Annotated in this window: 14 protein-coding genes; 3 read left to right on the forward strand and 11 right to left on the reverse strand. The window is 68.9% G+C overall.

Annotated elements, in window-relative coordinates:
* The first annotated feature begins 417 nt into the window (after positions 1 to 417).
* Positions 418 to 1794 (forward strand): CoA transferase, encoded by a 1377-nt coding sequence (locus DW307_RS15695; RefSeq protein WP_136025177.1) that lies wholly within the window; start codon positions 418 to 420, stop codon positions 1792 to 1794.
* On the opposite strand, the gene DW307_RS15700 is transcribed toward DW307_RS15695, so the two are convergent.
* Genes DW307_RS15700 through DW307_RS15710 form a run of 3 tightly spaced genes read right to left on the reverse strand, consistent with a single transcriptional unit; the run spans position 1779 to position 4909 of the window.
* Positions 1779 to 2570, reverse strand: a complete 792-nt coding sequence (locus DW307_RS15700) for a DUF4184 family protein (protein ID WP_136025178.1) — start codon at positions 2568 to 2570, stop codon at positions 1779 to 1781. The two genes, DW307_RS15695 and DW307_RS15700, sit on opposite strands and share 16 nt — an antisense overlap.
* Before the next feature lie 44 nt (positions 2571 to 2614).
* Positions 2615 to 3916, reverse strand: a complete 1302-nt coding sequence (gene tyrS, locus DW307_RS15705; RefSeq protein ID WP_029265636.1) for a tyrosine--tRNA ligase — start codon at positions 3914 to 3916, stop codon at positions 2615 to 2617.
* 39 nt (positions 3917 to 3955) lie between these two features.
* Positions 3956 to 4909, reverse strand: coding sequence for an aldo/keto reductase (locus DW307_RS15710; protein WP_136025179.1), 954 nt, complete (start codon positions 4907 to 4909; stop codon positions 3956 to 3958).
* A 53-nt stretch (positions 4910 to 4962) separates the two neighbouring features.
* Between DW307_RS15710 and DW307_RS15715 the strand changes: the two genes are divergently transcribed.
* Positions 4963 to 5319: a MerR family transcriptional regulator gene (locus tag DW307_RS15715; RefSeq protein WP_136025180.1), complete on the forward strand. Its 357-nt coding sequence runs from the start codon at positions 4963 to 4965 to the stop codon at positions 5317 to 5319.
* Positions 5320 to 5326: 7 nt separating this feature from the next.
* Here the strand turns inward: DW307_RS15715 and DW307_RS15720 are convergent, their stop codons facing one another.
* Together DW307_RS15720 and DW307_RS15725 are read right to left on the reverse strand one after the other, a co-directional pair.
* Positions 5327 to 6181: a hypothetical protein gene (locus DW307_RS15720; RefSeq protein WP_136025181.1), complete on the reverse strand. Its 855-nt coding sequence runs from the start codon at positions 6179 to 6181 to the stop codon at positions 5327 to 5329.
* Positions 6178 to 6822, reverse strand: a complete 645-nt coding sequence (locus DW307_RS15725; protein WP_029260623.1) for a SatD family protein — start codon at positions 6820 to 6822, stop codon at positions 6178 to 6180. Before DW307_RS15725 ends, DW307_RS15720 begins: the two co-directional genes overlap by 4 nt.
* A gap of 60 nt (positions 6823 to 6882) precedes the next feature.
* Here DW307_RS15725 and DW307_RS15730 point away from each other — a divergent pair, with 60 nt between their 5' ends.
* Entirely contained in the window at positions 6883 to 7479 is a 597-nt protein-coding gene (locus DW307_RS15730; RefSeq protein WP_029260622.1) for a DUF1349 domain-containing protein, read from the forward strand.
* A gap of 31 nt (positions 7480 to 7510) precedes the next feature.
* On the opposite strand, the gene argH is transcribed toward DW307_RS15730, so the two are convergent.
* The 6 genes from argH to argC are packed head-to-tail and all read right to left on the reverse strand — an operon-like array spanning position 7511 to position 14189.
* Complete coding sequence (gene argH, locus DW307_RS15735) at positions 7511 to 8941, reverse strand: argininosuccinate lyase (protein WP_136025182.1); 1431 nt, start codon at positions 8939 to 8941, stop codon at positions 7511 to 7513.
* Positions 8941 to 9870, reverse strand: a complete 930-nt coding sequence (argF, locus tag DW307_RS15740) for an ornithine carbamoyltransferase (RefSeq protein WP_021199752.1) — start codon at positions 9868 to 9870, stop codon at positions 8941 to 8943. Before argF ends, argH begins: the two co-directional genes overlap by 1 nt.
* Complete coding sequence (locus tag DW307_RS15745; RefSeq protein WP_136025183.1) at positions 9867 to 11072, reverse strand: acetylornithine transaminase; 1206 nt, start codon at positions 11070 to 11072, stop codon at positions 9867 to 9869. The genes argF and DW307_RS15745 overlap by 4 nt, the downstream gene beginning before the upstream one ends.
* A complete protein-coding gene (gene argB, locus DW307_RS15750) occupies positions 11069 to 11986 on the reverse strand; it encodes an acetylglutamate kinase (RefSeq protein ID WP_029265642.1) in 918 nt (305 codons plus the stop codon). Before argB ends, DW307_RS15745 begins: the two co-directional genes overlap by 4 nt.
* On the reverse strand, positions 11983 to 13140 hold the full coding sequence (argJ, locus tag DW307_RS15755) for a bifunctional glutamate N-acetyltransferase/amino-acid acetyltransferase ArgJ (RefSeq protein WP_136025184.1): 1158 nt from the start codon (positions 13138 to 13140) through the stop codon (positions 11983 to 11985). Before argJ ends, argB begins: the two co-directional genes overlap by 4 nt.
* Positions 13137 to 14189 carry an N-acetyl-gamma-glutamyl-phosphate reductase gene (gene argC / locus DW307_RS15760; RefSeq protein ID WP_136025185.1) on the reverse strand — a complete coding sequence of 351 codons (1053 nt, stop codon included), beginning with the start codon at positions 14187 to 14189 and terminating at the stop codon, positions 13137 to 13139. Before argC ends, argJ begins: the two co-directional genes overlap by 4 nt.
* Positions 14190 to 14208 lie beyond the last annotated feature (19 nt).

Below are 14208 nucleotides of genomic sequence, written 5' to 3' on the forward strand. Positions count from 1 at the left end.
CGCTGTTGAGTTCTCAAGGATCGGATGCTCCCACGACCCAGCCATCACAGCCAGGCCCGAAGGGCAACTTCTCTATCTTACCCACTCTCTCTTGCTTGTCAAATCGGCGCGCCGCGCGGATCGAAGATCCGCAGCGCAGCTGATGACAGCCGCAGAAGAGGTGGAGTCCCTATCCTAGACGCAAGCGCCTGATCTCTCAAGTGAGAGTGGATCGGGAGTGGTTCTCCGCTTGAGGGGGGTGAAGCTCTTGGCTCCTCCGCGTCCCTGTGGGGCGAACAAGTAATAAGTTACGTGGATCTCGGGGTTCTGGCAAATCGGGCCACACCACCCGGGCGTGTCGCTGGTGCTCTCTCCCATGTTTCCGCCGGATCAGGAGTAGTTTCCGCCCTCTGTGGGGGTCGGGAGTACGATCGCGCCATGCCTGCATCTGCGGATTTCCGCCCGGTCGTTCCCCCGCACGATGAAGCCTCGGGGAATGGTGACGCGGGCGCCGCGCTGCTCGATCGCGTGCGGCGTGAACTCGGGATCGACCGTGGCTCGACGGTGCTCCCGCCTCCCCCGACTGTCCCGCTTCCCTCCCGACTGGCCACCGGCACGCTGGCGTGGGCGAGCGTCAGCGCGGCGGTTCTCGCGGCTGGCTGTTCCCCCGTCTCGCTGGATCCGGCCCGCGTCGCCATCGCCTACCGGAGCGACCGCGTGCTCACGATCGATGGCGACGCTCCCCCGGTCTGGTCCCCGTACTCCGGGTTCTGGGAGACCACCGACGGATGGGTCCGCACGCACGGGAACTACCCGCATCACGCTGCCGCGCTGCGTGCGGGACTCCACCTGCGAGAAGACACCGATCCGGCTGCCGTTCGTGTTGCACTCGCGGAGCGGAGGACATCGACGGCCGTCTCCGACATCACATCCGCCGGCGGTCTGGCTGTTCCTGTCGCCGTCGAGAGGCCCGCCGTCGATCGGGCACTGCGCGAACGACCACTCCTCGAGGTCAGCCGGGTGGATGAGGAATCCGCCTCGCACCCCCGTCGATCGGAGCTCACGGCGACGTCACCCGGTTCCCTCCCCCTGAGCGGCATGCGCGTGCTCGATCTGACGCGCGTCATCGCGGGGCCGGTCTGCACGCGGACCCTCGCTCTTCTCGGCGCCGACGTCTTGCGCATCGATCCCCCGCATCTGCCGGAACCGGCGTGGCAGCATCTCGATACCGGCCACGGCAAACGATCCGCCATACTCGACGCACGCAGTGCCCGACTCCAGGAGTTGCTGGCCGAAGCCGATGCCGTGGTCCTCGGCTACCGACCGGCCGCTCTCGACAGACTCGGGCTGCATCCGGAGCTGCTCGCGCGCCGACACCCTGGGCTCATCGTCGCGCAACTCAGCGCCTGGGGTACGGAGAGTCCGAACCGCGCCGGCTTCGACAGCCTCGTGCAGGCCGAATCCGGCATCTCGCGCATCGAGTCCGCGGAAGGCGGGCGTCCAGGAGCGCTCCCGGCGCAGGCCCTCGATCACAGCGCCGGGTATCTTCTCGCCGCCGCGGTGACCACGCTGCTCAGGCGGCGGTCACGGGAGGGAGGGTCACGGATCGTGCGCACGTCACTGCGTCGCATCGCCGCGGAGCTGCTCGGGATGCCGCGCCGTGGAGACCCCGCAGCCGAGGTCGAGTTCGACGTTCGGCCGCACCTCGCGCGATTCGATGTCGACGGGAGCGCCCTCGTGACGGCGCGACCCGCTCTGCCGGGTTTCGAGTTCCGGGCCCCGCATCCCTGGGGATCGGATCAGCCCGTCTGGTGACGGCCGCGCACCGACAGCGCGACGCAGAGGACGAACGTGATCGCGCCCCACAGCGCACATGCCGGAGGAAGAACCCGGTAGGCGAGGTGCTGGACGGTGAACTCCGCGTCGAGCGGACCGAAGACGACGAGTCCACCGACCCAGGCGGCGAGCAGGATCACGGGAAGCGACACCCACCATGACACACGCAGCCAGGTGGGTACCGACTGCGTGATTGCGCGACGCGGAGCCTGCCGACGCAGCCACAGGAGCGCCCAGACACCGATGATGGCGAGGCCCACCAGGCTCGACCCGTGCTGAAGCCACTTGAAACCGGGGAGCGGACCCCACATCTCATCGAGCCCGGGAATCAGACCGACGCCCCATCGTCCCTCGTGCGTGAAGAGGTCCCACACGATGTGCGAGAGCACCCCGATCACGAGCGACGCGGCGAGCAGGACCGGATACGCGCGCTTCTGACCGATGCCGACCGCCGCTCGTGCTGCCGTGGCCCCGCGATCGGTCCAGTCCTCGGGCAGCCGCCGCGCCACCCACAGCGGACCGAGTTCGGGAACCGCCGGACGCAAGACGACCCGCCAGATCAGGAACAGTGCGAACGCGAGCAGCGCGGTCCACACGACGTTGCCGAACGTATGCGTGAACGAGTAGTTCAGTCCGACACCCCGCACGAACAGTGGCAGGTCAGGCGCCATCGCGCCGATCGCGATCGCCGCCGACACCAGCGGCGTGCGGACGAACGGCAGCGCGACCAAAGCGTGACTGGCGGTGAACGGCATCCGACCCTGCTACCCGAAGACCTCTGCTGCCGACAGCCGGGGACTCAGCCGAGGAAGACGCCGGCGAGGGTCTTCTTGCCGCGGCGGAGCACGGAGACTCCTCCGGGAAGGGTGCCCTGGACCGCGGCTGTCTCGTCTTCGACCCGTTCGCCGTCGAGAGTGACGCCACCCTGCGTGATCGCACGCCTGGCTTCGGACAGGCTCGCCACCAGACCGGTCGACACCAAGACCTCGACCACCGGTGCACCGAGAGCGACCGTCGCGTTCGGAAGCTCCTCCAGAGCGGTGCGCAGCGTGCCGGCATCGAGCGCGGTCAGATCACCCTGCCCGAACAGTGCCTCGGACGCGGCGATCACGGCCGCAGTCGCCTCGACACCATGCACCGTCGCGACGACCTCGAGGGCGAGCCGCTTCTGCGCAGCCCGACGGAACGGCTCGGTCGCCACGAGTTCGGCATATTCCTCGATCTCGGCTCTGCCGAGGAAGGTGAACACCTTCAGGCGATCGATCACGTCGGCGTCGGTCGTGCTCAGCCAGAACTGGTACATCCGGTACGGGCTGCACATGTCGGCATCGAGCCAGATGGCATTGCCCTCGCTCTTGCCGAACTTGGTGCCGTCGCTGTTCGTGATGAGCGGCGTGCCGATGGCATGCACCGACGCTCCCTCGGCACGACGGATGAGGTCGGTACCACTGGTGAGATTGCCCCACTGATCCGAGCCGCCGGTCTGCAGCACGCAGTCGTACTGCCGGTACAGCTCGAGGAAGTCCATGCCCTGCAGGATCTGGTAGCTGAACTCGGTGTAGCTGATGCCCTCGTCGGAGTTCAGGCGCGCGGCGACCGCATCCTTCTTGAGCATCGTGCCGACACGGAAGTACTTGCCGATCTCGCGCAGGAAGTCGATCGCGCTCAGCGGGGCCGTCCAGTCGAGGTTGTTCACGATGCGGGCGGCGTTGTCGCCCTCGAAGCTGAGGTAGCGCTCGACCTGCGTGCGCAGGCGACCGACCCAGTCCTCGACCGTCTCCCGAGTGTTCAGCGTGCGCTCGGCCGTGGGGCGCGGATCTCCGATGAGTCCGGTCGAGCCGCCGACGAGGCCGAGGGGCTTGTGGCCGGCGAGCTGGATGCGGCGCAGCGTCAACAGCTGCACGAGGTTGCCCAGGTGCAGGCTGGGAGCCGTCGGATCGAACCCGCAGTAATACGTGATGGGGTCTCCCGCGAGCAGGGCGCGCAGCGCCTCCTGGTCGGTGGACACATGGACCAGACCACGCCACACGAGTTCGTCCCACACGTTCTCGAACGTGGGATCGATCGCCTGGGGTGCGGTCGTCAGAGCGGGAGTTGACACGCGCTCCAGGCTATCAGCGCAGCGCACCGGCGAAACGACTCACACCGGCCCGTCGAGAAGAGTGATCTCGTCCGCAGACAGAGAGATCGACGCGGCATCCATCGCGACGTCGAGCTGATCGACCCTGCTGCCGCCGAGGATCGGGCGGATGCCGCGGGCCAGCTGCCAGGCCAGCACGATCTGCCCCCGTCCGAGCCCTCGCGCCGCCGCGACCTCGCCCAGCACCGCGAGCCGACCTGCGGTTCCGGGATGGTCGTACACCGGGGGCACGGGCTTCGCGGGATTGTCATAGGCCCCCGAGAGCAGGGGCGTGTACGCCCAGATCTCGAGCCCGTTCGCCAGGGCGAAGTCGCGCTGCTCATCGCTCAACACACCGAAAGGATGGGCGACCCCGGGGGGAAGCGTTCCCGGTCGCGTGCGCAGGTACGTGCTGTTCAACTGGAACGCGTCGATGGGAACGCTGCCGATGGACCTGGCGTGCGCACGGGCGCGCTCGATGCGCCAGGCCGGGTGGTTCGAGGCACCGACGCGGCTCACGGTGCCGTCTGCGGTGAGCGCCGCGAGAGCGTCCACGGTCTCCTCGATCGCGACGGCCCGATCCTCCTGGTGCAGCCACAGCAGGTCGATCCTGTCGACGCCCAGACGCGCGAGGCTCCCGTCGACAGCAGCGCGGACGGCTCGCGGGGAGAGCCCTGTCCGATGTTCGGGCCAGGACCCGGGCCACAGGGGTTCGGCACCGACCTTCGTCGAGATGCGGACCTGTGCTCGCGCCTGCGGTCGCGCCGCGAGCCAGCGTCCGAGAACCTCCTCGGAGGCTCCCCCCTGCCCCGTGTCGCTCACCCAGAAGCTGTAGCAGTCGGCGGTGTCGATCCAGATGCCGCCGCGCTCGACGAAGCGGTCGAGCAGTGCGAATGAGGTCTCCTCGTCGACGAGCGTGCCGAAGGACATCGCTCCGAGGACGAGCGGGGATGCAGAGGCGTTCCGGTTGGTCATGACCTCACTGTGCAACCTGGAGTGCGCTCCAGGTCAAGTCCTATGCTCGGTTCATGACCACCTACACGCCGGCGGAGGCTGCGGCACGCTCCGGATTCAGCATCGACACGCTCCGGTACTACGAGCGCGAGGGCATCCTGCCCGCCGTGTCCCGCACTGCGGGCGGACATCGGGCGTACACCGACACCGAGCTCGGACTTCTGGAGTTCCTCAAGTGCCTTCGCGAGACGGGCATGCCCGTGGAACGCCTGCGTCGCTACGGCCGGCTCTGCCAACGCGAGGACACCGTCCCCGAGCGGATAGCGCTCCTCGAGGAGCACGCCGCGACGGTCGAGAAGAAACTCGCCGACGTTCTCGCGCAGCAGCGGCGTCTGGTGGAGAAGCTGGACTGGTACCGGTCGAGAGGCTGAACTGCCGTCAGCTGTGCGCGGCCCACCACACGAGGAACGCGGCGCCGAGGGCGATCACCCAGCTCACCAGGCTGCCGACGAGGAAGTACTCCGCGCGGGCCCCGGTCTCGCCGTCGCGCGAGATCTCCGGGAATCGGACGATGCCCTTCGCCGCGAGCATCGCGGCCAGGATCGGATAGGCCGCAGCGAGAGTGAGGATCAGGACGAGGATGCGCTCCAGCGGTCCGATCAGTCGTCCGCCCTTGAATCCGCTGCGCGGATCTCGGGGCGCTGCCACCGGGAGCGTCGCCGACATCGCGACAGCATCCTCCGTGGCGTCGTCGGAGACACCATCGACCGTCTCGGAAGCCACCGGGGTCTCGGCGGCCGCGACAGTCCCCCTCGACGCGCTCGCTGCCGGGTCTGCCGGGTCCGCCGGGTCCGCCGGGAGCCAGGTGTGCTCCCCGTCGAGCGCCGCACGCACCACGAGATTCGAAGACTCGAGGAGGAAGACCCCGGCCCCCAGCGCCAGCAGCGCGAGGTCGAAGGGGACCTCACCGAACGGCGATCGGAGGTGCCAGATCGCGCCGATCAGACCGGCGTCGGCACGGGCACCGAGCCCGACGACGGCGCCGACGCTCACGACCGCGAGCAGCACGGCGGGCCAGAACCCCAGCGGGGCGGGGCGTCCGGTGGGCATGCACCACACCCAGAGGGCACCGACGACGATCGCGAGCACCATGGGAAGGAGCGCGTCGCTGACGCTGCCGAGCAGGAGCAGGATGACAGCGACGGAGAGATACCCGATCCAACGGCGCGGTGCGAACTGACGCACCAGGTCGGCGGCGCCGACCGCCAGCAGGATGAATCCGGCGACGATCATGCGCGCTCGCCTCGGAGCGCGGCGACGCCCTCGATGAGTGCGGCCGTACCCGCTGTGCGCAGCGACTTCGAAACGCTGGGCTGTGTGATCCCCTCTTCGGTCGCGAGCTCCTGCTGCGATCGACCGAGCAGACGACCGTAGGTGAGCCGTCGTTCCCGCTCGCTCATCGCGCCGACCACCTCGTCGCGGACGAGGAGATAGGCGTTCGATGCGGCGATCGTGCTCTCCATGACCTCATCTTGCCCCGGGGCTCCGACAATCCAGGATCTCGTGCGCGGCACGGCGCGACCCTCACGGGCGTGCACGGTCTCGATCGCCGCGCGGGCCGCATACCACCCCGGTCCGTCGGCGAGCTCGCGATGGACCGACTCGACAGGACGCACCTCCCCCACACCGATGCCGAAGCGGAAGGCGATGCCGTCGGGCAATCGCAGCTGGATCATCAGCAGCGACACCATCGCGTCGCTCAGATCGCGGTAGACACCCTGCTGCTCGTCTCCTACGGTGGGCGTGAGCGGCTGCGTCGCCAGCGGGAGGTCGACCTCCACCGCGGCTATGGTGTCGTCGAGGACGCGTTGCGCGGCGGTGCGATCGTCGAGTCGGCGAGACCCCACGATGTCAGCGAGTACCGCGATGACCATGGCATAACCATAACACGAATAATGCTCGACTTATGCGCTTATCGGCTATATCTTGAGAACATGCCTGAATCGCACATGATCCCCTGGTCTCAGGGCACCTGGACCAACGCCCCCGCCTCCCCGTCCACCCTCCCCGACGGTTCGGCTCCGCTCGACATCACCGCCGTGGAAGGCAGCGATGCCTGGCGGCACACCGCCTACGGCTTCGTGCACGATAACGAGCACGCTCTCCTCGCCCCGCTCGCGGTGGGCGAGGCCATGGAGGTCGCTTTCCGGGCCCCGTGGGACGGGCAGTTCGACCAGGCGGGCGTATTCGTGCGCATCGACGACGAGCACTGGGTCAAGACCGGCCTGGAATACGCCGATGATCACCTCGGGCTCGGCGCCGTGGTCACCGCGGGAGGCTCCGACTGGTCGGTCGGCCACGTCGACGAATGGTTCGAGAGCGAGATCACGGTGCGTGTCAGCCGCTGGGCGGACTCCGTGATCGTGCGTGCCCGCGCCGACGACGGACCATGGCGACTGGTGCGGGTCGCGCCGTTCGACGGGCAGTCCGCAGCTGCAGCCGGCCCCTTCCTCGCGGCGCCCACCCGGGCCGGACTCACCGTCCGCTTCACCCGCTGGGAGCGGTCGGCGGCCGACGCCGAGCTGCACTAAACCGCCGCGGACCGGCCGCCGACGCCTTCGGCTAGAGGCCGAGGGCGTGGGCGGCGGCCTGCGCGCGCGAGACCAGCTCGGCACGCTGCTCCGCGACCCGCACAGGGGCGGTCCCCCCGGCGCCGGTGCGCGATGCGACCGAACCCTCGATCGTCAGGACTTCGCGCACCTCGGGCACGAGATGCGGCGACACCGACAGCAACAGCTCGTCGGAGGCATCCTCCAGCCCGATCCCCTGCTCCTCGCACGCACGCACGAGCGCACCCGAGATCTCATGGGCATCACGGAAGGGCACCCGGCGCTTCACCAGCCATTCCGCGACATCCGTCGCGAGAGAGAAGCCCTGCGGAGCCAGAGCTGCCATCCGTTCGGTGTCGAAACGCAGCGTCGCGATCATGCCCGCGAAGGCGGGGAGCACCACCTCGAGGGTCTGAACCGAGTCGAACACGGGCTCCTTGTCCTCCTGCAGATCGCGGTTGTACGCGAGCGGAAGGCCCTTGAGCGTGGCCAGCAGACCGGAGAGGTTGCCGATGAGGCGACCCGACTTGCCGCGAGCGAGCTCGGCGATGTCGGGATTCTTCTTCTGCGGCATGATGCTCGAACCCGTGGAGTAGCCATCGTCGAGCGTGACGAAACCGAACTCGCGGGTGTTCCAGAGGATGATCTCCTCGGAGAGGCGCGAGATGTCGACACCGGTCATCGCCGTGATGAACGCGAACTCCGCCACGACGTCGCGGGCCGCGGTGCCGTCGAGGGAGTTCTCGGCCGGGCGGTCCAGACCCAGCTCCGTCGCCACGAGCGTCGGATCGAGACCGAGCGTGGAACCGGCCAGCGCTCCCCCGCCGTACGGTGAGACGCCGGCACGACGCCGCCAGTCCACGAGGCGTTCGAGTTCGCGCACCAGCGGCCAACCGTGGGCCTGCAGGTGATGGGCGAGCAGCACCGGCTGCGCATGCTGCAGGTGCGTGCGTCCGGGCAGGATCGCGGCGGGATGCGCTTCGGCCTGGGCCACCAGCGCGTCGATCACCCGCAGGATGTCACGGGCGATCACCCGCGCATGATCGATCAGGTACATGCGCACGAGGGTGGCGATCTGGTCGTTGCGGCTGCGACCGGCGCGCAGGCGCCCGCCCAGCTCCGGCCCGAGCTCGGCGATCAACGCCTGCTCGAGCGCACCGTGCACGTCCTCGTCGGTCGGCACCGGTCGCAGCGTGCCGTCGGCGACCTTGCGCGCCACGGCATCCAGCCCCTCGTGCATCCGTCGTGCCTCGTCGGGTTCGAGGTATCCGGCAGCTTCGAGCGCCGTGGCATGTGCATGCGAGCCGGCGATGTCGTACGGCGCGAGGATCCAGTCGAAGTGCGTGGAACGGCTCAGCTCGACCAGTTCCGGCGACGGGCCCGTGGCGAAGCGGGCGCCCCAGAGCGCGCCCTCGTTGGTGCCTTCGTGTGTCGGTTCGCTCATCACGCGTCCTTCTTGCCGAGGAGCCAGACCAGGAGGGCCTTCTGCGCGTGCAGACGGTTCTCCGCCTCATCCCAGACCACGCTCTGCGGCCCGTCGATCACGCTGGAGTCGACCTCATAGCCGCGATCGGCAGGGAGGCAGTGGATGAAGATCGCCTCGGGGTCGGCGAGCGTCATCGTCTCGGGGGTGACCTTGTAGCCGCCGAGATCGCGGATACGTGCGAGCTTCTCCTCCTCCTTGCCCATCGAGACCCATGTATCGGTCACCACGACGTCGGCACCGGCGGCAGCCTCGACCGGGTCGGTGTAGAGCGTGATCGAGCCACCGGTCTCGGCAGCGCGGCGATCCGCGGCCTCGATGACATCCGCGCGGGGCGCGTAGTCCTCCGGCGACGCGATGCGCACGTGCATGCCCGCCGTCACACCGGCGAGGGCGTACGAGTGCGCCATGTTGCTCTGTCCGTCGCCGAGGAACGTGAGCGTGAGCCCCTTCAGATCTCCCTTGTGCTCGCGGATCGTCAGCAGATCGGCGAGCAGCTGGCACGGGTGGAAGTCGTCGGAGAGCGCGTTGATGACGGGCACCCTCGTGCCTTCGGCCATCTCTTCGAGCCCGGACTGCGCATAGGTGCGCCACACGATGGCCGCGACCTGGCGCTCGAGGACGCGCGCGGTGTCGGACGGCGTCTCTTTGCCGCCGAGCTGGCTGCTCGCGGTCGAGATGATCAGCGGCGAGCCGCCGAGGTCGGCGATGCCCACCGCGAACGAGACACGGGTGCGCGTGGAGGACTTGTCGAAGATGACCGCGACCGTCTGAGGACCGGCCAGGCTCTTGTCGGCCCAGCGGTCCTTCTTCAGTTCGATGGCGAGGTCGAGGATCTCCGCCTGCTCGGCGGGGGTCAGGTCATCGTCACGCAGCAGGTGGCGGGTCATGCGGATACCTTTCCGGCTACAGAGGCCTGGACGTCGGCGAGAGCGGCCGTGAACAGCTCGCGGAACTCGGCGAGTTCGGCGTCGCCGATGGTGAGAGCGGGCGCGATGCGCACCGTCTCGGGGTTGGCGGCGTTGACGATGAGACCGCGCTCCTGTGCGGCCGCGACGACGGCACCGGCCACCGGAGCGGTGAGCGCGACGCCCACGAGCAGACCACGTCCGCGCACGCCCTCGACCAGTGGGGAGTCGATCCCGAGGATGATCTCGCGCAGCTCCGCGCCGCGACGGGCCGCGTTCTCCACCAGGCCGGCGCTCTCGATCTCGGCGAGCACGGCGTCGGCGACAGCGGTCGCCAGGGGGTTGCCCCCGAACGTCGAGCCGTGCGACCCCGGGGTGAACAGTGCGCTGGCGCTGCCGTAGGTGACCAGCGCGCCGATCGGGAAACCGCCGCCGATCCCCTTCGCGAGCGTGATCGCATCGGGAATGATGCCCTCGTGGCTGAACCCGAACCACTCACCGGTGCGGCCGGCTCCGGTCTGGATCTCGTCGACGATCAGGAGCGCGCCGTGCGCGAGGGTCAGCGAGCGGGCGGCGGCGAGGTAGCCCTCCGGCAGCTCGACCACTCCGGCCTCGCCCTGGATCGGCTCGACGATGATCGCGGCGACGCGGTCGTCCATCGCCGCTTCCAACGCCTCGATCGTGGCGGGGATGTGCTCGACGCCCGCGGGCATCGGCTCGAACGGCGCGCGCATCGATGCCTTCGCGGTGAGAGCGAGCGAGCCCATGGTGCGTCCGTGGAAGCCGTTCTCGAGCGCGAGGATGCGCGGACGCTCGGTGCCCCCGTGCAGCCGGGCGAGCTTGAAAGCGGCCTCGTTGGCCTCGGCGCCCGAGTTCGAGAAGAACACCCGCCCGTCGATACCGGCACCCGCGAGACGCTTGATGCGTGCGGCGAGTGCGAGCTGGGGCGGGGTGGCGAAGTAGTTCGACACGTGCGCGAGTGTGGCCGCCTGCGTCGAGACGGCCTCGACGAAGGCCGGGTGCGCGTGCCCGAGGGAGGTCACCGCGATGCCGGCGAGGAAGTCGAGGTGGCGTCGACCGTCGGCATCCCACAGGTACGAGCCCTCACCGCGGACCAGCAGCGCGAGCCGCTCCCCCGCATTGAGCACGAGATCGCGTGCCGCGTCGTCCTGCCAGACGGTCATCCCGTCACCTCCGACTTTCCCAGGACCACTTCGGTCCCGATTCCCTTGCTGGTGAACAGTTCGACGAGCACCGAATGCGGCACCCGTCCGTCGATGATCGCGGCCGCGTCCACGCCGCCTTCGACCGCGTCGAGGCAGGCGCGCATCTTGGGGATCATCCCCGACTCGAGCTTCGGCAGCATCTCGATGAGGGCCGACGAGGTCAGGTGCGAGACGAGGGAGTCGCGGTTCGGCCAGTCGGCGTAGAGCCCGGGCACATCCGTGAGGATCACGAGTTTGCGCGCATGCAAGGACACGGCGAGAGCCGCGGCGGCGGCATCGGCGTTGACGTTGAGCGACTGGCCGGGATGATCGAGATCAGGCGCGATGCTCGACACCACCGGGATGCGCCCGGCGGCGAGATGGTCGAGCACGGGAGTCGGATCGACTTCGACGACATCGCCGACGCGACCGAGGTCGACCTCTTGGCCGTCGATCACGACACCGCGACGGCGCCCGCCGAAGAGTCCGGCGTCCTCCCCGCTGAGGCCGGTCGCGATCGGGCCGTGCGAGTTGATCTTGGACACCAGCTGCGGATTGACCTGACCGGTGAGCACCATGCGCACGACGCTAATCGCCTCGGTGTTGGTGACCCGGTAGCCGCCCTTGAACTCGCTGGGGATCTCGAGCCGCTGCAGCATGTTCGAGATCTGCGGGCCGCCGCCGTGCACGACGACCGGCAGCACGCCGACGTAACGGAGGTAGGCGATGTCCTGCGCGAAGGCGTCCTGCAGCTCCTCCGACACCATCGCGTTCCCGCCGTACTTGATGACGACGATCTGGTCGCGGAACTTCTTCAGCCACGGCAGCGACTCGATGAGGGTCGTGGCCTTCTGTGCGGCGACTTCGGCCGGGGTGTCCTGGATGTCGGTCATGAGGCGTAGGCGCTGTTCTCGTGCACGTAGTCGTGGGTGAGGTCGTTCGTGAGCACGGTCGCCGTCGACTCGCCCACCTTGAGGTCGATCACGAGGTGCGTGGCGCGCGGCGTGAGGTCGACCTCTTCACGGGGACGGTCGGGGCCGCCCTCCGTGCAGACGCGGACGCCGTTCATCCAGACGTCGACGTCGTAGGGATCGAACTGCGCGTTCGTGGTGCCGATCGCGGCGAGCACACGGCCCCAGTTCGGGTCGTTGCCGAAGATGGCGGCCTTGAAGAGGTTGTTGCGGGCGACCGACCGGCCGACCTCGACGGCGTCCTGCTCGGAGACCGCGTGCTGCACCTCGATCGTGATGTCGTGACTCGCGCCCTCGGCATCGCCCTGCAGCTTGACCGCGAGCTCCTGGCACAGCTCGACCAGCGCGGCGGCGAAGTCGTCGAGGTCAGGCACGACCTCGGAGGCGCCGTTGGCGAGGAGGGTGACCTGATCGTTCGTCGACATGCAGCCGTCGGAGTCGAGCCGGTCGAAGGTCCGCCCTGTCGCACGGCGCAGCACGTCATCGGCCTGGAGCGGCTCGAGGACGGCGTCGGTCGTGATCACGACCAGCATCGTGGCGAGGCCCGGCGCGAGCATTCCTGCTCCCTTCGCCATCCCACCGATCGTCCAGCCGTCGCGGCTGACCACGGCGGTCTTCGCGACGGTGTCGGTGGTCATGATGGCGTGCGCCGCGCTCTCTCCGCCATCAGCGCTGAGCTCGGCGATCGCCTGCTCCGTGCCGGCGAGCACACGCGCACGGAACGTCTCGTCTCCTGTGCCGATGAGACCGGTGGAGCAGATCAGCACGTCCCCGGCGCTGACGCCGAGGAGCTCGGCCGCCTTCTCGGCCGTCTGATGCGTCGTCTGGAATCCGAAAGCGCCGGTGAAGCAGTTCGCCCCGCCGGAGTTGAGCACGACGGCCTCGACCACCCGGTCGGCGACAGCCTGCTGCGACCAGATGATCGGGTTGGCCTTGGCGCGGTTGCTCGTGAAGACGGCGGCGCCGACCTTGCGCGGTCCGCGGTTGACGACGACGGCGACATCGGGCTTGCCGGTGGACTTGAGTCCTGCGGCCACACCGGCCGCCTCGAAACCTGCGGGGGCGGTGACGCTCACGGCGCGACTCCGTTCACTGAGAGGGCGCGGGCCTCAGGAAGCCCCAGCGCGATGTTCATGGATTGGATGGCAGCGCCGGCGGTGCCCTTGACGAGGTTGTCGACCGCGGTGACCACGGTCACCCGGTTCGCGGCGCGATCGATCGCGAGCCCGATCAGCGCGGTGTTGGCGCCGAGCACGTCGGCCGTGCGCGGGAAGCGTCCCTCCGGCAGCAGCTGCACGAAGGTCTCGTCGCCGTAGGCGCTCTGCCAGGCATCGCGGATCTGCGCATCGGTCACGCCGTCGGCGATCCGTGCGGTCGACGTGGCGAGGATTCCGCGCGACATGGGCACCAGCACCGGAGTGAAGGAGATACGGATGCCGTCGGCGTCGATACCCGATGCCGCGGCGAGCGCCTGACGGATCTCCGGTATGTGCCGGTGGGTTCCCCCGACCGCATACGGGTTCGCGGTGCCGAGGATCTCGCTGCCGAGAAGACTCGTCTTGAGGCTCTTCCCCGCACCGGACGGACCGACCGCCAGCACCGAGACGATGTCCGAGGGGTCGATCACGCCGGCGGCGACGCCCGGCGCGAGGCTGAGACTCACGGTCGAGGCGTTGCAGCCGGGAGCCGCGATGCGCGTCGCGCCGCGGAGGTGCTCTCGTTGCTTGACCCCGTCGATCAGGAGCTCGGGGACGCCGTATGTCCAGGGCTCGTGGAACGCCCCGCCGTAGAACGCCTCCCACGCGGACGCCGACGTGAGCCGATGGTCGGCTCCGGCATCGATCACGAGCGGAGCCGCACCGAGCGCATCGGTGTACTGCCCCGACTGCCCGTGCGGGAGTGCGAGGAACACGATGTCATGGCCGGAGAGGATCTCGGGCGTCGTGTCCTGCAGGGTGAGGTGTGCCAGAGAGCGCAGATGCGGCTGGTGGTCGACGAGAGGCTGCCCGGCGTTCGAGTGCGCCGTGACGGTGCGGATCTCCATGTCGGGATGATCGGCCAGGAGACGGAGGATCTCGCCGCCTGCGTAGCCGGATGCGCCGGAGACGGCGACGGAATACGTCATACTTCTACCTTAACGGTCG

It is taken from the genome of Microbacterium sp. K27, assembly GCF_004794435.1.
GTDB classification, from domain to species: domain Bacteria; phylum Actinomycetota; class Actinomycetes; order Actinomycetales; family Microbacteriaceae; genus Microbacterium; species Microbacterium maritypicum_A.